The sequence below is a fragment of the Halovalidus salilacus genome (assembly GCF_031852275.1).
GTDB lineage: Archaea > Halobacteriota > Halobacteria > Halobacteriales > Natrialbaceae > Halovalidus > Halovalidus salilacus.
The window spans coordinates 260,356-279,057 of sequence record NZ_CP134700.1 but is presented as its reverse complement, the minus strand read 5'-3'; the positions used below and the strand labels follow the sequence as shown (position 1 = coordinate 279,057).

The window sequence follows — 18,702 nt, the reverse complement described above, 5'->3', positions numbered from 1 at the left end:
CCGACTGTCTAAACGTGAAAGATAGTCTCACCCGTCGGCGCGAGCGCGAATCTGACGCGGAAGAGCGCGCGCGGGAACCGGAAGGGGAACGGGTGTGTACGGAGTGCGAATCGGGGAGTCTCGTCAGGAGCGACGATCGGGGGGAACTCGTCTGTACTCGCTGCGGTCTCGTCGTCGAAGAACCCAACGTCGATCGCGGACCGGAGTGGCGAGCGTTCAATCACGCCGAGCGCCAGAGCAAGTCCCGCGTCGGCGCCCCGACGACCCAGACGATGCACGACAGGGGGCTGACGACGCAGATCGACTGGAAGGACCGGGACGCCTCCGGACGTACGCTGTCCGCCGAAAAGCGGAGCCAGATGCGCCGGCTCCGAACGTGGCAGGAACGCATCCGGACGAAAGACGCCGGCGAGCGGAACCTCCAGCACGCGCTCAGCGAGATCGATCGGATGTCGAGCGCGCTCGGCGTCCCCCGGTCGGTCCGCGAGGTCGCGAGCGTCATCTACCGGCGCGCGCTCTCCGAGGACCTGATCCGGGGGCGATCGATCGAGGGCGTCGCCACCGGCTGCCTCTACGCGGCCTGCCGCAAGGAAGGGATCCCGCGGAGCCTCGAGGAGGTCGCCGAGGTGTCGCGGGTCGACCGGAAAGAGATCGGGCGCACGTACCGGTACGTCTCTCAGCGTCTCGACCTGGGAATGAAACCGGTCGATCCGCAGGAGTACGTCCCCAGGTTCTGCTCGAAACTCGACGTGAGCGCCGCCGTTCAGACGAAGACGAACGAGATCCTCACCGTCACCGCGGAGAAGGGGCTCCTCTCCGGGAAGTCTCCGACGGGGTACGCCGGCGCCGCGATCTACGCTGCCTCGTTACTCTGTCACGAAAAGCAGACCCAGCGCGACGTGGCGGCCGTCGCTCAGGTTACCGAGGTCACCATCCGAAACCGGTACCAGGAACAGATCGAAGCCATGGGTATCCAGTAGCGTCGATCGGTCCGCATCGAGTAGCGTCGATCGGTCCGCATCCCGTTGGCGCCGAGACGCGATGCCGCCGGCGGAACGACGGCGTTCAGTCGGACGCCGCCCTCGAGCCTGCCGTCTCGTCCGCCTCGACGCCGACGTCCGCGCCGTCGGCGTGGAACGAGCCGAGACAGAGGTAGAGGCCGCGCTCGTAGACGTCCGGCTCCTTGCTGATGCCGAGGTGGGAACCGATCTTCGCGTCGGCCCAGTAGGCGCTGTGGGGTCCCTCGAAGAGGCGCTTCAGGAGCCGCGGGTCGACCTCGATCTTGACGTAGCCGTCGTACGCGTCGACGTCCGGATCGGTAACGTACCGGTAGCCGTCGCCGTCGATCGAGAGTTCGACGTAGACGCCCTCGAGCAGGGAGAGCAGGACCGTCGTGTCGGTGCGGTAGCCGATTCGCTCGCGCTTGCGCTCGAGGTTCTCGAAGGCGTGGGGGACGTAGGCTTTCAGCTCCGCGAGCGTCGGATCGGGGTCGTACTGGTAGTCGAATTTCCGCTCCGCGAGCACCTCCTCGACGTACCGCCGCTTCTCCTCGGGATCGTGGGGTTCGAACGGCGCCGAGCGCTCGCCCGTCTCGAGGTCGATGTGCTCGCCGGAGTTCAAGAAGACGCACTCGTGCTCGTCGGGGTCGACGGCGTCTTCGAAGAACTCGAGGGCCTCCTCCCGGGGCGGATTGCCCGTGTACTGATTCAGGTGGGCGAGGTCGCCGGCCAGGACGTACTCGCCCGCGAAGGGCATGTAGCGGGTCGGTTCGAAGACGTCGATGAACCGGAGGGCGCGCTCGCGCGTCTCGCGGATGACCCGGTCGCGCTCGCGGAGCTTTCGCTCGTGGTCGTAGTTCGTCACCGCCTGCGGGTAGAACTGCGCGGCGCTGTACTGGTGACAGAGCAGGTCGATCTCGCCGTAGTCGCGCCTGATCTTCCGACAGCCCGACTCCGCGATCGGGAACGGGACGTCGTTCGTGTTGACGACGGTGTGCTCGCCGTCGTCGATGACCGCCATCGAGTCCACCTGGGTCGACCCGGGCGTCTCCGCGTCGTCGTCGTACCACGTGCAGCCGAAGTAGTTCCCGCACAGCTCCGGGTCGCAGCCGTCGGCCGCGAGGATGTTGATGTGCAGGTCGCCCCCGAGGTGGGTTCGCTCGTCGTGCGGCAGTTCCACGGCCTCGAACCCGAGGTCCTCGACGGCCTCCTTCAGGTAGTCCCACCGATAGTCGTGGATGAGAACCGGAATATCCGTCGGCATGCGCTCGAGCGTGTTCGGATCGAAGTGATCCGGGTGGATGTGCGAGATGTAGATGTAATCGACGTGGGCGAAGTCTTCGGGTTCGAAGTCGGGTTCGGGATAGTGCGCCCAGGAGCCGTAGAAGGCGCCGTCGACCAGCCAGGGATCGCAGAGGACGGAGGTGTCTCCTGATTCGACGAGGACGGCCGCCGACTCGAGGTAGGTAACTCGCATGTCGTCATCCCAGCACGGTCGCCCGTATTGTTACGGTGTATGTACCGAATACGTGACGCTCACGTTATGTGAGTTGTCGAGCGGTCGACGGCGTCTCGAGCGTCGTGGCCAACCGGTACGGCCTCCCTACCACGGAGGAGACGCGCGATCGCCGGCGGGCGGCTCGCGGTCAGAGGCCCTAGTCCGTCCGACGCGCTTCCGTCCGCGCCGTGCGCCGCTGGGCGCGCTCGATGAACTCCTGGGGCAACTCGTCGATCTCCCCCGCCTGGACGCCCCAGAGGTGGGCGTAGAGGCCGTCTTCCTCGAGCAACTCCCCGTGTGCCCCCCGCTCGACGATTCGGCCGCCCTCGAGGACGACGATCCGGTCGGCGTCCTTGATCGTCGAGAGGCGGTGGGCGATGGCGAACGTGGTTCGATCCTCGGTGAGTTCGTCGATCGAGCGCTGGATGAGCATCTCCGTCTCGGTGTCGACGTCGCTGGTCGCCTCGTCGAGGATCAGGATGTCCGGGTCCCTGAGCACCGCGCGGGCGATGGCGATGCGCTGGCGCTGGCCGCCCGAGAGCTTGACGCCGCGCTCGCCGACCATCGTGTCGTAGCCGTCGGGCAGATTTTGGATGAACTCGTGGGCCTCGGCGGCCTTCGCGGCCTCGACGATCTCCTCGCGGGAGGCGTCGAACGTCCCGTAGGTGATGTTCTCCTCGACGGTGCCGTAGAAGAGGAAGGACTCCTGGCCGACGTAGGCCATCGACTGGCGTAGGCTGCGCAGGGAGACGTCCCGGACGTCCTGGCCGTCGATCCGGATCGCACCCTCGTCGACGTCGTACAGTCGAAGCAGGAGCTTGAGCACGGTCGACTTCCCGGCGCCCGTCGGGCCGACGAGCGCGAGCGTGTCCCCGCCCGGCACCTCGAACGAGATATCGTCGACGATCGGCTCCTCCTCGTCGTCCTCGTAGCTGAAACTCACGCCGTCGTACTCGACCCGCCCCTCGAAGACCTCGAGTTCCTCGCTCCCTTCCTCGCGGTCGATCCGGCCCTCCTCGTCCATCAGGCCAAAGATGCGCTCGCTCGAGGCGGCCGCCCGCTGGTACATGTTGATAACCTGCCCGAACTGGGCCATCGGCCAGACCAGTTGCTGGGTGTAGAGGATGAAGGCGACGAAGGTCCCGGTCTGGAGCGTGCCGGTGAACGGTCCCGGCGCGGTCCCCGTGAACACCCAGTAGCCGCCGACGACGAACGTGAGGACGAAGCCGACGCCCGAGATGAGCTGGAGGCCGGGGAAGAAGCGAATCCGCAGGCGGATCGCGTCCCAGTTCGTGTCGTAGTACTTCCGGGAGACGTCGTCGACGCGGCCCGACTCGAACGACTCGGTGTTCGAGGACTTGATGACCTGGATGCCGCCGAGGTTGTTCTCGAGCCGAGAGTTGACCTTCCCGACGCTCGAGCGGACGGCGGCGTACCGCGGCTGGATCTTCTTGACGAAGACGTAGGTGAACGCGGCGATGAGCGGGACGGGCGCGAGCGAGACCAGCGCCAGCTGGGGCTCGAGCCAGAACAGCAGAAAGCCGATACCGACGACCATCACGATCAGGCGCGTCGCCGAGTTCAACCCCTCGTTGAGGAAGCGCTCGAGCTGGTTGACGTCGTTCGAGAGCACCGACATCATCTCGCCGGTCTGCTTGTTCGCGAAGAATTCCATGTCGAGGCGCTGCATCTTGTCGTAGGCGGCGGTTCGGACGTCGTGCTGGATGTCCTGGGAGAACGCGTTGAATCCCCAGTTTCGCACCCAGTGAAAGATGGCCCCGAGCGCGAACGAGCCGGCGATGGCGACGGCGACGAACCAGAATTGGCCGTCCTCGGTCGCCGGGAGCCAGGCCTCGGGGAGCACGACCAGCGGCACCTGCTCGTGGAACGTGGCGTCGCCGAAGACCGAATCGATGGCGACCGCCAGCATGAGGGCGGGCAGGAGGTCGAGGGCCCGAGCGAGGACGCTCGCGACCGTACCGACGGTCACCGAGAACCAGTACGGGCGGCCGAACTCGAAGAGCAGCCGACGCATCGGGCTCTCGACGTTCTCCCGCTGGTCCTCGAAGGGATCGTCCTCGTCCCAGTCGACGCCGTCCATTACACTCGGGTCGGGGACCGTGACGGATAAGGATTCCCTACGAATCGAAACGGGTTTCCGGATCGACGGCTCGCTTCGGCGAGCATCACTCCGACTCCGATCCGGACTCCGACTCGTTCTCGTCGTAGTTGATCTCGACCGCGTCGCCCTCCTCGAGCCCCGTCTCGTTGGCGTGGCCGCGCGGGACCTCGAGCACCCACTTCGCCTCGCCGGAATACTGGATGTCCCCGCCGTCCTCGTCCTCCTCGGGCGCGCGGGCGTGATGGATCGAATTGATCTCGCGATCCCCGCCGATAAATATGATGTCGATGTCGAAGTCCATCTCGCGCATGACGTACGTTCGCTCGCCCTCCTCGTCGTGGACGAACAGCATGCCGTGGCCCTCCTCGAGCGAGTCGTGATCGCTCAGGCCGGTGCGGCGCTCCTCGAGCGTGTCGGCGACTTCGACGTCGACGGCCGCCTTCCGTTCGCCGTCGTCGCCGACGATTTCGACGTCGGCTGCGTCCTGCGTCCACGGGGCCGAGACGACGCCGAATTCGACCAGTGTAACGGTCGACCCGGCGACGAGGAGGGCGACGAGTACGCCGACGAAGAGGACGGACCCGATCCGTCGCGTCGAGAGCATGACACCAACTCCGTCGAACGGGAAAGTAAAGGTTATTCACGCGGGGCTACTTCTGTCGGCTGCAGGGCTCGTGGTCTAGTTGGTCATGACGCGGCCTTTACAAGGCCGAGGTCGGTGGTTCGAACCCGCCCGAGCCCATATTTCTGCCGCGAACAACTCGTGAGCGGCAGCAATATGAAGCGAGTGGTGGGTTCGAACGAGAGAAGACGCAGCGCGAACGAAGTGAGCGACCGTCTTCGCGTTGTTCGAACCCGCCCGAGCCCATTTCTGTCGCGAGCAACTTCCGCGAGCGGCAGAAATGTACACGAGGGCGGGTTCGAAGTAGACTGAGGTTCTGAGAGCGAAGCGAGCAGGTTCTCAGGCGTAGTTCGAACCCGCTCGAGTCCGCACCAGCCCGCTCGAGCCCGCGAGACTTCGCGCGAGCACCTACTCGAGCGACGGAACCGTCAGTGAGGAGGGTTCGAACGAGATTGAAGTTCCGCGAACGCAGCGAGCGGGTTCTCGAGCCTCGTTCGAATCCGCTCGAGTCCGGCCGGAATCGACACGCCGAACCGAGGACGCGAACACAGGGTATCGCCTCAGTCGTCGTCTCGAGCGCCGTCGCGCCGTCGTCGCAGCACGGCGGCGAGACCCGCCGTCAGCGCGCCGCCGAGGGCGGCCCCCGCAGCGAAGCTCGAGCGGGTGCCCCCGCCCGCCGACTCGGGTTCGGGACCGGACGGTTGCTCCGTCTCGGTCGGATCCCGGAGTCGGCCGGTGCGGTCGATCTCCCGTCGGAGGTCGTCGTGGAGGTCGGCGGCCGTCGCGTCCGCCTCCTCGAGGTGGATTTCGAACTCCTCGTCCTCGTCGGCGATCGTGACGAGGAGGTCGGTGGACGCGGACGGTCGCTCGCCGTCGCGGCGTTCCTCTTCGTCGGCCTCGGGGTCGTTCGCGGCGCCGGCGTCCGTTTCGGTCGACTGTTCGTCCGCCTCGTCGGCGTCGTCGAGCTCGTCTCCGATGTGGGCGTAGCGATCCTCTTTGGACATCAGGTGTTCACCTGCGTTCTGTGGTCCGCCTCGTCTTCGTGTTCGGCTTCGATGATGGCCGCCAGTTCGGCGAAGGCGTCGAGCAGCGACTCCTGGTACGCGCGGAACCCGTGTTCCTCCGCGTACCGGAAGACGTCGAGGTTCGCGTCCCACGTCCGTTCTAACACGTTGTAATCCGGAATCGTGACCGGGAGGAGGTCGACGTCCTCGTCCGCCTCCTCGAGGGACGAGCGGATCTCCTGGTTCATCGTCGATCCCTCGACCCGGTTGGGCAGGACGCCGACGACGTTCAACTCGAACTCGGGTTGGGCCCGCTGGAGCTGTTTCTCGAGGGCGTTGACTGTCTCGAGGACGCCGGTCACAGACCGCTCGCCCTTGCGCGTCATCTCCATCGGGATCAACACGTTCCCGCTCGCGATCAGCGCGTTGTCGACCAGCAGGTTCAGCGTGGCCGGCGGGTCGACGATCACGAACTCGTACTCGTCTGTGAGCGGCTCCAGTTCGGATCGGAGCAGGAACTCCGCCATCGATATCTGCTCGGCGCGAACCGTGTTCTCGAGCGTCGCGAGCGATTCGTGGCCCGGAACGAGATCGAACAGGTCATCCTCGATGACGATGTCGCCGAGGGCGACGTCGTCCTCGAGCAGCGCGTCGACGATGGTCGCGCCGGCGTCGTCTGTCTTCGCCTCGGGGTAGCCCGCGTAGTCCGTGATGCTCGCAGGCTGCGGATCGAGGTCGACGACGAGGACGTCGTACCCGTCGATGCCGAGCGCCGCCGCGAGGTTCAGCGCTGTCGTCGTCTTTCCGACGCCGCCACTTTCGGACCAGATCGTTAGTACCGTCATGCTACGGGGTGAGCCACGAGAGTGTTGCGCGCCCGCCGGCGGTCGTTCGACGAACGAAGCGACGACTGCGCATTCGGCCGATTCGGCCTAGTCCACCGCGCCACTTGAAGGTTGGCCCGGGATAGTCGGCCGGTGACGCGGTCGAGTCCGGTGGTACGCTCACCGCTGAGGGCACGCGCCCACTAACGGAGCGGACGAGTCGATCCGCGACTCGACGCCGACCGATCGATTCGCTCGAGCAGCGAAGGAAGCGTCGGTCGGTGAGGGCGTACATCGTTCGACGCCGTCGACGCCCGTCGCCACGGCCGAGATAGGGGACCGTAATCGACCGACGGAAATCGCCCGAGAATTGTACGTAATCGTCACGCGGTGCGTACGCCCGTTCGCCGCCCCGATCTCGGGGGGCGCCATCGCCGAAATCGGACGGGTGGACGCGTCGACGCGAGCCGTAACTCGAGTGATCGAAAATCGACTCCTACGAAGGTCGCAATCCGAAGCTAGGTCGAACCGGGGCGGGTTCGGAGCGAGTAGTCAGTGCTTTAAGCGGGCGACGTTCTCCCGAATCTGGCGGAGGAACCCGTCGTCGGATTCCGCCTCGAGGGCGGAGTGGAGCGTCGAATTTTCGGGTTCGTCTTTCACCACAACTCGCAGGTACGGCTCGAGTTGCTCGAAGTTCTCCGACAGCACGACGGTGTGGTTCTCCTCGTCGTGGTCCACGACGCCGGCGTCGGCCAGTTTCGGGACGTGGCACTGGACGGAGGAGACGTAGACGCTCTTGTACTCGTTTTTCGCGACCTCGTCGGGTGGAACGTCGTGTTCCCAGCCGGCGACCTGCTCGGCCAGCGTCGAGAGTTCGATCGGCTCGTCGTGACCCCGGAGCGCGTAGAGGAGATACCGCCGTCGCCGGTTCGCCAGCAGCTCGAGTATCGTGTCGGCTGACAGGTTTTGGGCTTCTTGACTCGCGGTAAGCGCTTCCATAACACGGTATTGCCGCCCAGCGCTGAAAAGGGTGTCTTGAATATCCGTAAATCCAACAGACGGCGCCGGAGTACTGACGGTTTCGGACGTTCACTACCGGCTACTAATGGGTGATTAGGGCCGGGCGCGGCTCGAGTTGGTGAGTGACAATCCGTTCGCGGGGGGCGGGAGCGGCGCGGCCAATTCGAAATCCTTTTTTATATCATCGACCGAGGTTCGATTGCGCCGCCTTAGCTCAGACTGGGAGAGCACTCGACTGAAGATCGAGCTGTCCCCGGTTCAAATCCGGGAGGCGGCATTTCTGGTGCGAACAAGACGACGAGCGGAGCGAGTCGTCCGTGAGCACCAGAAATGGGACTCGAGCGGATTTGAACTAAACTGAGGTTCTGCGAGCGAAGCGAGCAGGTTCTCAGGCGTAGTTCACAATCCGGGAGGCGGCACTCCCGCTACGAACGAGACGATGGGCCCGGGCCATCAGTAAACGGCCCGTACGAGCCTCGAGCGGGTTATCTGGCGTCAGCTCCACCGGACGGGAGACACTGTTAGGGTCCAGTGGTATCCCTCCGTGGAGCGACCATCATAGTATGAGACTAGCACACATATCTCTGCTGGAAGATTTCGGGAGGCGTTCGCTAACGATCCACGGGATCATGGTCCTCGCTTTCGTCAACGCGGTTCTGGCGGGGCTGTTCGTCGAGGGGCAGCTTGGCCTCGTTTCGTTCGTCGCCCTGCTCAACTTCACCGCTGGACTGTGGGTCGCCCACACGATCCACTCGTTCGGGAACGCGATCGGTGACGACGAGTACGCAGGGGTCCTGAACGAGCTCTTGGGGACCGGAGACCGTCCCGGCCTCGATATCGGCCGATTCGGACGGCTACTCACGCTGATCGCCGCGGTGACGGCGGTGTTCCTCCTCACCTCGAGTCGGGCGCTTCCTGGATCGATACTCCCCGTCGCGATCGTGGCCGTCGGGTCCGTCGCGGTGGTGACCGCGATCGTCGGGTTCCTCATCGCGCTCGGAGCGTCGTACGACGCGTCCCAGGAACGAACCGTCGAAACGGTCGAACGGTACAATGCCGAGAACGGTGTCGACGGCGAGGACGCGGGCCAAGCGTAAGGCCCCAAAATCGATGGGCGAGGCACCGCCACCACCTCGGTTTTTTGCGAAAACGTCTCGAGTACCGCTCGAGGCGTAGTAGAGCCGAGCGGGTAGCGCTGTTCGCCTCCCAGTGACCGACACGCCGGGAAACGAGCGTCCTCGCAGCACGTCAACCCTGCACCGACGGCGTCGATCGGAAGTGGTCGCGTCTGTCCAGGAATATGAACTCCCGAAACACATCGCGAGAACGCAATTGGGTCCGCTCGAATGAGCGTATCGTACGGGAGGCGGTACGGAGGAATACGGGAACGAATACGAACGGTACCTCGAGCGGAGCCGAGCCGTCTGTGCCGCCGGAGCGACAGCTACGAGCGGGACGAGCGGGAACTGACGTCGATGCGCAACGCGGCGATCGACCCCCTCGAACTCGAGGCAGGGGATCGAGCCCTGATCGGGAAGGGAACCGAGTGCCAGGTACGGGCCGCCCCCGATTCGCGTACCCGGCCGTCACCGCGTCCGATCAGGCGGCCAGGACCGACGAGAGCGTTGCGTACCCGACGTAGGCGACGACGAACGCCGAGACGAGCGCGCCGACCCAGGCGACGGCGGTGAAGCCGATCTTTCGCGGCGAGACGTTGTCCGCTCCGGCGACGAGGCCGCTCCCGATGACGCTCGAGATGATGATGTTGTTGAGCGAGATGGGGAAGCCGAGCAGGATGCCGGTCTGGGTGATGACGAACGCCGAGACGAGCGCCGCGATCGACCGGCGGGTGCCGAGGTCGGCGTACTCGCGGGCGACGGCGTTGAGGATCCGCGGCGCGCCGGTCAACGCCCCGACGAACAGTCCCGTCGCGCCGGCGAAGAGGACGACGCCGACGGAGACGGGGAGGTCGCCGCCGCTCACGAGCGGTTCCATCGGGCCGGTCGCGAGGCCGACCTGGCTGCCGCCGCTCGAGAACGTGACGAGCGCGCCGAGCCCGAGGAGGAAGCGCCCGACCGCGCGGTCGACCGACCGACGACTCATACCGTAGACGAGGCCGAACAGCGCGACGCCGAGGCCGAGGGACGTGCCGGTCATGAGGAGGTCGTACGACCCGACGAACGACGGCGCCTCGAGCGGGACGGCCGCGGAGGCGGATCGGGCGATGGTCGGGCGGCCGCTCGCCGGCGCGGGGAGGATCGTGAGGGAGACGTTCGCCAGGAGGACGCCGACGATCCCGGCGAGACTCGAGACGCCGATTCGGGTCGGGATCGCGTCGTGCCGGAGGAGCCAGGCGGTCGTGAAGGAGATCGTGACGCCGAGGAGCGGGACGAGCAGCCAGAACGTCGCGAGCTGCCGGTAGGTTCCCATCGCCGGGTCGCCACCCAGACCGATGCCGACGCCGACGACGGCCCCGGTGGTCGCGAACGCGGCGGGGATCGGGTAGCCCGTGAAGACGCCGATGGCGATGAATATCGCGGCCGTCATGAGGCCGACGGCGGCGGCCAGCGGCGTGAGGTCGACCCCGCGGATCAATCCCTCGCCGACGGTCGCGGAGACGCTCCCGCCCTGGGTGACGGCTCCGAGGAACGCGAAGACGCCGACGAAGATCGCCGCGCGCATGACGGGGACGGCGTTCGCGGCCACCGCCGGCGCGAGCGGCGGTGACGTGCTGCTGGCGCCCAGCGCCCACGAGAGCGACAGTCCAGCGAGGGAGGCGAGGACGAGCGTTGCAACGGACGACACGTGATGAATGTCGACGGCGCCGTGCAAGTGGCATTCGGTACGAGTCGAGCGACGCGTGATTCAGTGCCCGGGACGCACGCCGGTCCGTTCGACCGGAGCCGTTCGACCGGAATCGTTCGGTCCGGCGTTCGTCAGGAACGTTTATGTATCGGTTCGAATAGAGTACGCGACGATGGGCGATCGAATCCACAGCATCGACTCCGCGCGGGCCGTGGCGATGCTGTTCGTCGTCGCCATCCACGCGGAACCGTTCGGCGGCCTCGGCGCGTACGGCAACGCCGCGAACTTCGTGATCGACACGACCGCGCGGTTCGCGGTGCCGTTTTTCTTCCTGACGTCGGGGTACCTGTTCGCGACCAAGCTCGAGCGCTTCGACGGCCGCGCCTACGTCGAACGGTACCTCGAGCGAGTCGGCTCGATCTACGTCGCCGGAGTGGTGCTCTACGCCCCCATCGTGGTGCTGTTGAGCGCGGGGACCGCTATCACGTCCGGCGAACGCGTTCAGGGCGCCGTCCTCGCCCGAGTCGTCGAATCGGTCTCCCCGATCGGACTGCTCTACTACGGCGACTCGGTGATCGTCTTTCTGTGGTTCCTCCCGGCGCTCGCGATCTCGATCGCCCTCCTGTACGCGTTCGTCGCCCTCGAGAAGACGCGCTACGTCCTGCCGATCGCGCTCGCGCTGCACGTCGCGGGGGTGTTCGGACAGAACCCCTCGCTGGGCGTTCACGTGCCGCTCGAGACCAGGGACCCCCTGTTCTTCGGGTTCTTCTACACGGCGCTCGGGTTTTACGTTCGCTCGTGGGAGTGGGAACCCCGGCGCGACCGGAGCGGACTGTACCTGATCCTGACGGTCGTCTTCGGGGCGGCTCACGTCGCGGAGCGGTACGTCCTCGGCTACGTGCTGACCGGCGACTCCTTCAGCCACGCGGTCTACGGACCGGATTACTCGTTCGCGACCGTGCCCTTTGCGACCGCGCTCTTCCTGTTCGTGCTCTCGCGGCCGAGCCTCGGGAAGTCGAGCCGGCTGCCGACGCTCGGCACGTACGCGGTCGTGATCTACGTCGTCCACCCCCTGGTCCTGTACGCGCTCGTCGGCCTGGGCGAGGGCCTCGACCAGGCCGGCTACGCGGTCGCGAGCACCGTGGCCTGGCACCTCGCGCTGACGCCGGTCGCGTACGCCGGTTCTCTGGGGCTGTACCTCGTCGTAACGAGGACGGGGATCCTCGAGCGCGCGGGGAGCGTCACCCTGGGAAGCCGGGTGCGACGGACGGACGCCGGGTGGCGAAACTAGGTCGGCACCACTCGGTCGACGCCGAGGGCGTGCAGACGCCCGGCCAACGATTATGGGTCCGCCCGGAGAACCGAGACCGTGAGCAGCGAGACCCCCCAGAACGAGAGCGACACGTTCGAGATCGGCGATCGTACCGTCCACCGGCTGGGCTTCGGCGCGATGCGGCTGTGCGGCGAGGACATCGTCGGCCCGCCCGAGGACGAGGAGACAGCGCGCGAGGTCGTCCGCAGGGCGGTCGACTGCGGCGTCGACCTGATCGACACGGCCGACTCCTACGGCCCCGGCGTCAGCGAGCGCCTCATCGGCGAGGCGATCGGCGACCCCGACGACGTGCTCGTCGCGACGAAGGCGGGGCTCCTCCGCAATCGCGACGGCGACTGGATTCCCCACGGCGACCCGGACTACGTCCGAAACCAGGTCCTCGCCTCGCTCGATCGGCTACGGGCCGAGACGATCGACCTCTACCAGTACCACCGTCCCGACCCCGACGTCGACTACGAGGACGCCATCGCGACGTTCGCCGACCTTCAGGACGAGGGGCTCGTCCGGCAGGTCGGCGTCAGCAACGTCTCCGTCGAGCAACTCGAGACCGCCCGCGAGCACGTCGACGTCGCCACCGTCCAGAACCGGTACAACGTCGACGACCGTTCGAACGCCGACGTGCTCGAGGTCTGCGAGGAGAACGATATCGGCTTCATCCCGTGGGCGCCGATCGACGGCGACGACCTCGAGGCCCACGGCGACCTCCTCGACGAGATCGGCGAGGAACACGATGCGTCGCGTCGGCAGGTCGCCCTGGCGTGGCTGCTCGAGCGCTCGCCGGTGATGCTGCCGATCCCGGGAACCTCGAGTCCGGATCACCTCGAGTCGAACGTCGAGGCCTCGCGGGTGTCCCTGAGCGACGACGAGGTGGAACGGCTGACCGAAGCGGGTGTCGAGGGCTGACGTCGGCGTCGGGCCGTTCCCACCGCGTACGAACCACAGACAGAACTATACGGGGATCGCGGCTAGCGTCCCACATGAAGTTACTCGTCGCGACGGACGGGTCGGGTGTTAGCGACACGGCGGTCGAACGTGCCGCGACCGAGGCGGACGCGTGGGACGCGACTCTCGAGATCGTCCACGTGCTCACGCCCGAGACGGAACTCGTCGACGGAAAGCTCGTGCTCCCCGGCGAGGACGAGGCGATCCAGAACGGCGAGCGGACGCTCGAGCAGGCGAGGGGCCTGGCGGGCGAAGCTGCGGCGGGAGTGGAGATTACGACGGAGTTGCTCGCCGGTCGACCCGCCGAGGCGATCGCCGAGCATGCGGCGAAGACCGGAGTAGACGGTATCTACGTCGGCCACCGCGGTCTCTCGGACGACCGCGAGCGGGTCGTCGGGAGCGTCGCGAAGACGGTCGTCGACAAGGCGACCGTTCCGGTGACGATCGTCAAGTGACGACGCTCGGTCGACGCGGTCGACGTCCCCACCCCGCGAGGGCGGCCCGGCGGTCACCCCTCGAGCGCCGCGGCGATCCGGTGGGAGACGTCGGTGAGGTACACCGATCCCCACGTGGCGACGACGACGACGGCACCCGCCAGGTCGTAGACGAGGTCGGTGGCGGTGTCGTGGATGCCGTGCTGGGCGAACAGCGCTTCCACCTCGAGCCGGTCCGCGATCAGACCCAGCGCGAACTCCATGAGCTCCCAGACGACGCCGAACGCCAGCACGAACAGGAGGATGAAGGCGAACAGCATCGTCGGCGGCAGGTAGATCTCGTCGGTGTGAATCGTCATCACCACGAGGACGACGGCGAACGCGTGATTCATTCGGACGGTCGTGAACCGGTGGATCTCCACGACGGCCACGAGGGCGACGGCAGCCACCGCGACGTAGGTGGCGAGCGCCGTCACGAACGTCTCCCCGAGCACCGTCGCGTCGACGACGGGGATGGCGACGAGCAGGAGCAGATCCCACGGCGGAACGGCTCGCGGGTCCCGGTTTGCCACCGCCGGGAGCAGGACGATCGCGACGGCGAATCCCGTGAAGGCGAACCAGCGGTAGGAGGACTCGAGCGCGTGGACGACCGCGAGCGCGCAGAGGACGGCCACGATCGCCCACCCGAGGGTCGCGTTGCGGGTTGGCTCGTCGACGGGCCGGCCGAGTCGATCCGCTCGCACGGAACGATCCTACGCGACGGAGCGGGAAAATCCGCCGACCGGAATAGTCAGCGCGACTCGTTCGCCGCCATCCCCACGGTTTAGGTGTCGGACCGTGGACGTTCGCCCATGAGCTACGACACCGCATCGAAGACCGATCCCGAGTCAGTCGTCGACGAGGAGTGGGGCGGCATGTGGTTTCTCAAAGACGAACTCGAGACCGACCACCTCGGCTTCACGGTCCTCGAACTCGAGCCGGGCGGCAAGGGGATGGAACACGACGAGGCCGAGTCGGGCCAGGAGGAGATCTACTACGTCGTCGAGGGCGAGTTCGAGGTCGAACTCCGCCGGGACGACGGCGACGAGACGGTGACGGTCGAGGCCGAGGACGCGATCCGTCTCGATCCGGACGAGCGCCGCCAGATATTCAACCGCGGCGACGAACGGGCGACGATGGTGCTGGTCGGCGCGTCGATATAATTACACCCATTACACCCGATACGCCTATTACGCGCGTGCTCCTACCCTCGAGTATGCCCATCGACATCGAGCGGTTCGAGTCAGGGGACGAGGAGACGCTCCGATCGGGTGGGCGCACGAACGCGGAGGAAATCCTCTCGTTTCTGGCGGCGAATTCCGACAAAGCGTACACGCCGAAGGAGATCCACGAGGCGACGGACGTCGCACGGGGAAGCGTCGGCGTCGTCCTGTCTCGGCTGGAAGAACGGGGGTACGTCCGCCACCGCGGAGAGTACTGGGCAATCGCGGCCGTCGATGATATCGAAACGACGCTGAGCGCGATGGCCACCGCTCGAGCGGCCACGGACCGCCTCGGTCCGGAGGACCCGAAGGAGTGGGGACCGGGCGTCGAATCGGAGACCGAGTGAGGAGAAGATGACGCAGGGACTCGGCGAGGTCTGGTGGGGACCCGCTCCCCACAAGGACGGACCGTCGTACCGCCCCTGGGTGGTCGTGAGCGACGATTCGCACGCGTTCTCGCACGTGGAGTGTATCTCGCTCGCGATGACGACGCAACGCCACTCCGGAGGCGTCACCGTCCCGGACGACGCCTGGGTCCGGGGTGGGTCGAGGAAGCAGTCGTACATCTCCCCGTGGTACGTCGCCACGATCAAACGACGCGACTTCGATCGCTGCCAGGGGGAACTCGAGCGACGTGTCGTCGCGGAGGCGATCGACTGGTCGCATGAGTACACGTTCCTCGATGAGTAACGGCCGGCGGACGGACAGTCGAAAGTCGAGAAAGCGGTGAGACCGCCGCCGTTCAACACGCTTAACCGCCGCGGCGGCCGACGCTCGTGTGAGACTAATGCCACCGGCCATCGAGACGCGGGACCTCGTGAAGGAATACGGGGAGTTGCGCGCCTTGCAGGGGCTCTCGCTGACCGTCGAGGAGGGCGAGTTCTTCGGCCTACTCGGCCCCAACGGTGCGGGGAAGACGACGTTCATCAACACGCTCGTGGGACTCGTCCGCAAGACCGGCGGCGAGGCGCGGGTGTTCGGCCACGACGTCGAAGACGAGTACCAGCGGGCTCGAGACGCCATCGGGCTGGCGCCCCAGGAGTTCAACGTCGACCGGTTCTTTCCCATCCGGGAAGTCCTGATGCACAAGGCCGGCTACCACGGCATTCCGGAGGACGAGGCCGCCGAGCGGGCCGACGAGGTGTTGAAGCGCGTCGGCATCTACGACAAGCGAGACGAGCGGTTCGACTGGCTCTCCGGCGGGATGAAACGCCGCCTGCTGCTCGCGCGGGCGCTCGTCACCGATCCCGACCTGCTCATCCTCGACGAACCCACGGCGGGCGTCGACGTCCAGTTGCGCCACGACCTCTGGGAGCTCGTCACCGAACTCAACGAGGAGGGGACGACCGTCCTGCTCACGACCCACTACATCGAGGAGGCAGAACGGCTCTGCGACCGAGTCGCGATCATGAACGAGGGGCGGAAGGTCACGGTGGCGACGCCCGACGAACTCAAGCAGCGCGGGACGGACACCGTCTCGGTCACCCTCGAGCCCTCGCCCGCAGACCCCGCCGCGCTCCCGTCGCTCGACGGGTACGCCCACGACGTCTCCCTCTCGGAGACGGACGACCGCCTCGAGGTCCGGGTCGACGACGGCGGCTCGACCGCCCCGCGGTTGCTCAACGACCTCGAGGCGGCCGGCTACGAGATCGAGGACCTCGAAATCACCCGGACGTCGCTCGAGGAGATCTTCGTCGACCTGACCCGGAGCGAGGACCGGACGGTGACCCGATCGTCCGCCTCGAGCGCCTCGAGTGCGTCGGTGTCGGAGGGTGACGGCGACGCGAACGAACCGGAGACCGTCGAGTCGGAGGGGGTCGCCCGATGATGTCCGTCGGTCTGCGGTCGCTGTTCCGCCGCGAGGTGCTGCGGTACGTCAGGCGCCCGAAGAACACGTTCATGCCGCCGGCGATCACGAACGTGCTCTACTTCGCCGTCTTCGGGGTGATCCTCGGCGGCCGGATCAGGGAGCCCGTCGAGGGGATCGGCTACATCGAGTTCATCCTGCCCGGCCTCATCGTCCTCGGGGCGATCTCGAACGCCTTCGAGAACGCCTCGTTCTCGATCTTCCACGGCCGGTGGAACGAGTACATCCACGAGACGCTCACCTCGCCGATGTCGTACGCCGAGATGGTCGCCGCCTACGTCGGCGCCAGCGCGGTTCGGGGGCTGATCGTCGGCGCCATCATCGCCGCCATCGGCCGGCTGTTCGTCCCGATCAGCCTCGAGCACGCCGGCTTCCTCCTGGCCGTCATGGTCACCATCTCGGTGCTGTTCGCCGGGCTGGGTATCATCGGCGGCCTCGTCGCGCGGGACTTCGACGACCTGACCGTGATGAACCAGTTCATCCTCCGGCCGCTGGTGTTCTTCGGCGCGATCTTCTACTCGCTCGAGATGCTCGAGCCGGTCTGGCAGTACGTCTCGCTGCTGAACCCGATGGTCTACATGGTCGACAGCGTTCGCTTCGGCTTCATCGGTTACACGGACCTCGCGACGATCGCCCCGCCGGGCTACGGCGAGTTCGCCCCCCTGGCCGCGCTGGGCGTGCTCGCGACCCTCACCGCCCTCGTGCTGGCAGTCGACGTCTACCTGTTCAAGATCGGCTACGGACTGACGGACTGAGGCGTTAGTTCCCGTCGGTCGCGATGACTTCGTGATATTTGTGAGGGACGACGTGTGCCGATAGACGAATTTGTTTGTGTTTACTTGCGAGTTCGAGTTACGTATCGAAAATCAGCTATTGGGCCGTGAATACCACCGAAAATGGGTCAGTCAGCTCGAGGGCACGAGAATCGAGTACCCGAGGGAGCTGAACGGATTAGTCGTCGCGCTCGGCCACCTTCACCAGTTGCTTCCCGATGTTCTCTCCCTCGAACAGTCCGAGGAACGCTTCGGGAGCGTTCTCGAAGCCCTCGACGACGTTCTCGCGGTAGTGGAGGTCGTCGTCGCGGATGAACCCCGAAATTCGTCGGAGCGCTCGCCGCCAGTGATCATCGTCGTAGTCGCGCACGAGGAAGCCCTCGACCGTCGCTCGAGTCTCGATGAGCTTCGCGAGCTTGCGCGGTCCGGTGGGGACCTCGGTCGCGTTGTAGAGGGCGATCTGCCCGCAGACGACGACGCGGGCGTGCTCGTTGAGCCGGGGCCAGACGGCGTCCGTGATGGGACCGCCGACGTTGTCGAAGTAGACGTCGACGCCCTCGGGGCAGGCCTCGGCCACGGCGCGGCCGAGGTCGTCGGTCTCCTTGTAGTTGATCGCCTCGTCGAAGCCCAGCTCGTCGGTGAGCCACGCGATCTTCTCGTCGCTGCCCGCGGTGCCGACGACTCGAGCGCCCGACAGCCGGGCCAGTTGGCCGACGACGGAGCCCACGGCGCCCGCCGCGGCGGAGACGACGACCGTGTCGCCGGGCGTCGGTTCGCCGACGTCGAGCAGGCCCCAGTAGGCCGTCACGCCGGGCATGCCGAGGACGCCGAGCGCGGTCGAGACCGGTCCGAGGTCGGGGTTCACCGTTCGGAGGGCGTCCCCGTCGGCCACCGCGTGCTCGGCCCAGCTGAGGTTGCCGGTGACGACGTCGCCCGACTCGAAGCCCTCGTGGTTCGACTCGAGGACCTCGCCGACGACGCCCGCCTTCATGGGTTCGCCGACGTCCCACGGTTCGGCGTACGACTCGGCGTCGCGCATCCGCCCGCGCATGTACGGGTCGACGGACTGGTAGAGCGTCCGCACGAGGACCTCCTTCGGCCCCGGTTCGGGGCGCTCGACCGTCCGAAGCTCGAAGTTCTCCATCGTCGGTTCGCCCGTCGGTCGACTCTCGAGGATCCACTGGCGGGTTTCTGCCAT

At 66.5% G+C, this 18,702-nt stretch carries 19 protein-coding genes and 2 tRNA genes; 12 read left to right on the top strand and 9 right to left on the bottom strand.

Annotated elements, in window-relative coordinates; translation table 11 throughout:
* Positions 1–14: 14 nt before the first annotated feature.
* Positions 15–980 (top strand): transcription initiation factor IIB, encoded by a 966-nt coding sequence (locus RJT68_RS01375; RefSeq protein WP_407038593.1) that lies wholly within the window; start codon positions 15–17, stop codon positions 978–980.
* An 85-nt stretch (positions 981–1,065) separates the two neighbouring features.
* On the opposite strand, the gene RJT68_RS01370 is transcribed toward RJT68_RS01375, so the two are convergent.
* The 3 genes from RJT68_RS01370 to RJT68_RS01360 all read right to left on the bottom strand — a co-directional run bounded on the left by RJT68_RS01370 (position 1,066) and on the right by RJT68_RS01360 (position 5,222).
* On the bottom strand, positions 1,066–2,475 hold the full coding sequence (locus RJT68_RS01370) for an MBL fold metallo-hydrolase (RefSeq protein WP_407038592.1): 1,410 nt from the start codon (positions 2,473–2,475) through the stop codon (positions 1,066–1,068).
* A 178-nt stretch (positions 2,476–2,653) separates the two neighbouring features.
* Complete coding sequence (locus RJT68_RS01365; RefSeq protein ID WP_407038591.1) at positions 2,654–4,597, bottom strand: ABC transporter ATP-binding protein; 1,944 nt, start codon at positions 4,595–4,597, stop codon at positions 2,654–2,656.
* Positions 4,598–4,682: 85 nt separating this feature from the next.
* On the bottom strand, positions 4,683–5,222 hold the full coding sequence (locus RJT68_RS01360; RefSeq protein ID WP_407038590.1) for a DUF192 domain-containing protein: 540 nt from the start codon (positions 5,220–5,222) through the stop codon (positions 4,683–4,685).
* Positions 5,223–5,286: 64 nt separating this feature from the next.
* Between RJT68_RS01360 and RJT68_RS01355 the strand changes: the two genes are divergently transcribed.
* Positions 5,287–5,360, top strand: a tRNA-Val gene (locus RJT68_RS01355).
* A 440-nt stretch (positions 5,361–5,800) separates the two neighbouring features.
* Here RJT68_RS01355 and RJT68_RS01350 read toward each other — a convergent pair.
* The 3 genes from RJT68_RS01350 to RJT68_RS01340 form a co-directional block, all read right to left on the bottom strand.
* A complete protein-coding gene (locus tag RJT68_RS01350) occupies positions 5,801–6,244 on the bottom strand; it encodes a hypothetical protein (RefSeq protein ID WP_407038589.1) in 444 nt (147 codons plus the stop codon).
* Entirely contained in the window at positions 6,244–7,089 is an 846-nt protein-coding gene (locus RJT68_RS01345; RefSeq protein ID WP_407038588.1) for a ParA family protein, read from the bottom strand. The genes RJT68_RS01350 and RJT68_RS01345 overlap by 1 nt, the downstream gene beginning before the upstream one ends.
* A 531-nt stretch (positions 7,090–7,620) precedes the next feature.
* Positions 7,621–8,067, bottom strand: coding sequence for a DUF7344 domain-containing protein (locus RJT68_RS01340; protein ID WP_407038587.1), 447 nt, complete (start codon positions 8,065–8,067; stop codon positions 7,621–7,623).
* A 224-nt stretch (positions 8,068–8,291) separates the two neighbouring features.
* On the opposite strand from RJT68_RS01340, the gene RJT68_RS01335 reads away from it, so the two are divergent.
* Positions 8,292–8,365 (top strand) — tRNA-Phe (locus tag RJT68_RS01335).
* 286 nt (positions 8,366–8,651) lie between these two features.
* Positions 8,652–9,185, top strand: coding sequence for a hypothetical protein (locus tag RJT68_RS01330; RefSeq protein WP_407038586.1), 534 nt, complete (start codon positions 8,652–8,654; stop codon positions 9,183–9,185).
* A gap of 502 nt (positions 9,186–9,687) precedes the next feature.
* Here the strand turns inward: RJT68_RS01330 and RJT68_RS01325 are convergent.
* Positions 9,688–10,893: an inorganic phosphate transporter gene (locus tag RJT68_RS01325; protein WP_407038585.1), complete on the bottom strand. Its 1,206-nt coding sequence runs from the start codon at positions 10,891–10,893 to the stop codon at positions 9,688–9,690.
* Between the two features lie 172 nt (positions 10,894–11,065).
* Between RJT68_RS01325 and RJT68_RS01320 the strand changes: the two genes are divergently transcribed.
* From RJT68_RS01320 to RJT68_RS01310, 3 genes are all read left to right on the top strand, one after another.
* Positions 11,066–12,184, top strand: coding sequence for an acyltransferase (locus RJT68_RS01320; protein WP_407038584.1), 1,119 nt, complete (start codon positions 11,066–11,068; stop codon positions 12,182–12,184).
* A 78-nt stretch (positions 12,185–12,262) separates the two neighbouring features.
* A complete protein-coding gene (locus tag RJT68_RS01315) occupies positions 12,263–13,129 on the top strand; it encodes an aldo/keto reductase (protein ID WP_407038583.1) in 867 nt (288 codons plus the stop codon).
* Between the two features lie 74 nt (positions 13,130–13,203).
* Positions 13,204–13,623 carry a universal stress protein gene (locus RJT68_RS01310; RefSeq protein WP_407038582.1) on the top strand — a complete coding sequence of 140 codons (420 nt, stop codon included), beginning with the start codon at positions 13,204–13,206 and terminating at the stop codon, positions 13,621–13,623.
* A gap of 53 nt (positions 13,624–13,676) precedes the next feature.
* Here the strand turns inward: RJT68_RS01310 and RJT68_RS01305 are convergent, their stop codons facing one another.
* Positions 13,677–14,345 (bottom strand): hypothetical protein, encoded by a 669-nt coding sequence (locus RJT68_RS01305; protein WP_407038581.1) that lies wholly within the window; start codon positions 14,343–14,345, stop codon positions 13,677–13,679.
* Positions 14,346–14,453: 108 nt separating this feature from the next.
* Here RJT68_RS01305 and RJT68_RS01300 point away from each other — a divergent pair, with 108 nt between their 5' ends.
* The 5 genes from RJT68_RS01300 to RJT68_RS01280 all read left to right on the top strand — a co-directional run bounded on the left by RJT68_RS01300 (position 14,454) and on the right by RJT68_RS01280 (position 17,486).
* The gene (locus tag RJT68_RS01300) at positions 14,454–14,804 is read left to right on the top strand and encodes a cupin domain-containing protein (protein WP_407038580.1); all 351 of its coding nucleotides are present in this window, start codon (positions 14,454–14,456) and stop codon (positions 14,802–14,804) included.
* Between the two features lie 53 nt (positions 14,805–14,857).
* Positions 14,858–15,211, top strand: coding sequence for a MarR family transcriptional regulator (locus RJT68_RS01295; RefSeq protein ID WP_407038579.1), 354 nt, complete (start codon positions 14,858–14,860; stop codon positions 15,209–15,211).
* A gap of 7 nt (positions 15,212–15,218) precedes the next feature.
* Positions 15,219–15,554, top strand: a complete 336-nt coding sequence (locus RJT68_RS01290; RefSeq protein ID WP_407038578.1) for a type II toxin-antitoxin system PemK/MazF family toxin — start codon at positions 15,219–15,221, stop codon at positions 15,552–15,554.
* Between the two features lie 97 nt (positions 15,555–15,651).
* Complete coding sequence (locus tag RJT68_RS01285; protein ID WP_407038577.1) at positions 15,652–16,692, top strand: ABC transporter ATP-binding protein; 1,041 nt, start codon at positions 15,652–15,654, stop codon at positions 16,690–16,692.
* A complete protein-coding gene (locus tag RJT68_RS01280) occupies positions 16,689–17,486 on the top strand; it encodes an ABC transporter permease (RefSeq protein ID WP_407038576.1) in 798 nt (265 codons plus the stop codon). Before RJT68_RS01285 ends, RJT68_RS01280 begins: the two co-directional genes overlap by 4 nt.
* Positions 17,487–17,682: 196 nt before the next feature.
* On the opposite strand, the gene RJT68_RS01275 is transcribed toward RJT68_RS01280, so the two are convergent.
* Entirely contained in the window at positions 17,683–18,702 is a 1,020-nt protein-coding gene (locus RJT68_RS01275; protein ID WP_407038575.1) for an NADP-dependent oxidoreductase, read from the bottom strand.

Coding starts and splice junctions, on each gene's coding strand:
- RJT68_RS01350 (WP_407038589.1), bottom strand. CDS start 6,244: ATGTCCAAAGAGGATCGCTACGCCCACATCGGAGACGAGCTCGACGAC.
- RJT68_RS01320 (WP_407038584.1), top strand. CDS start 11,066: ATGGGCGATCGAATCCACAGCATCGACTCCGCGCGGGCCGTGGCGATG.
- RJT68_RS01370 (WP_407038592.1), bottom strand. CDS start 2,475: ATGCGAGTTACCTACCTCGAGTCGGCGGCCGTCCTCGTCGAATCAGGA.
- RJT68_RS01340 (WP_407038587.1), bottom strand. CDS start 8,067: ATGGAAGCGCTTACCGCGAGTCAAGAAGCCCAAAACCTGTCAGCCGAC.
- RJT68_RS01280 (WP_407038576.1), top strand. CDS start 16,689: ATGATGTCCGTCGGTCTGCGGTCGCTGTTCCGCCGCGAGGTGCTGCGG.
- RJT68_RS01275 (WP_407038575.1), bottom strand. CDS start 18,702: ATGGCAGAAACCCGCCAGTGGATCCTCGAGAGTCGACCGACGGGCGAA.
- RJT68_RS01345 (WP_407038588.1), bottom strand. CDS start 7,089: ATGACGGTACTAACGATCTGGTCCGAAAGTGGCGGCGTCGGAAAGACG.
- RJT68_RS01330 (WP_407038586.1), top strand. CDS start 8,652: ATGAGACTAGCACACATATCTCTGCTGGAAGATTTCGGGAGGCGTTCG.
- RJT68_RS01290 (WP_407038578.1), top strand. CDS start 15,219: ATGACGCAGGGACTCGGCGAGGTCTGGTGGGGACCCGCTCCCCACAAG.
- RJT68_RS01310 (WP_407038582.1), top strand. CDS start 13,204: ATGAAGTTACTCGTCGCGACGGACGGGTCGGGTGTTAGCGACACGGCG.
- RJT68_RS01285 (WP_407038577.1), top strand. CDS start 15,652: ATGCCACCGGCCATCGAGACGCGGGACCTCGTGAAGGAATACGGGGAG.
- RJT68_RS01300 (WP_407038580.1), top strand. CDS start 14,454: ATGAGCTACGACACCGCATCGAAGACCGATCCCGAGTCAGTCGTCGAC.
- RJT68_RS01295 (WP_407038579.1), top strand. CDS start 14,858: ATGCCCATCGACATCGAGCGGTTCGAGTCAGGGGACGAGGAGACGCTC.
- RJT68_RS01360 (WP_407038590.1), bottom strand. CDS start 5,222: ATGCTCTCGACGCGACGGATCGGGTCCGTCCTCTTCGTCGGCGTACTC.
- RJT68_RS01365 (WP_407038591.1), bottom strand. CDS start 4,597: ATGGACGGCGTCGACTGGGACGAGGACGATCCCTTCGAGGACCAGCGG.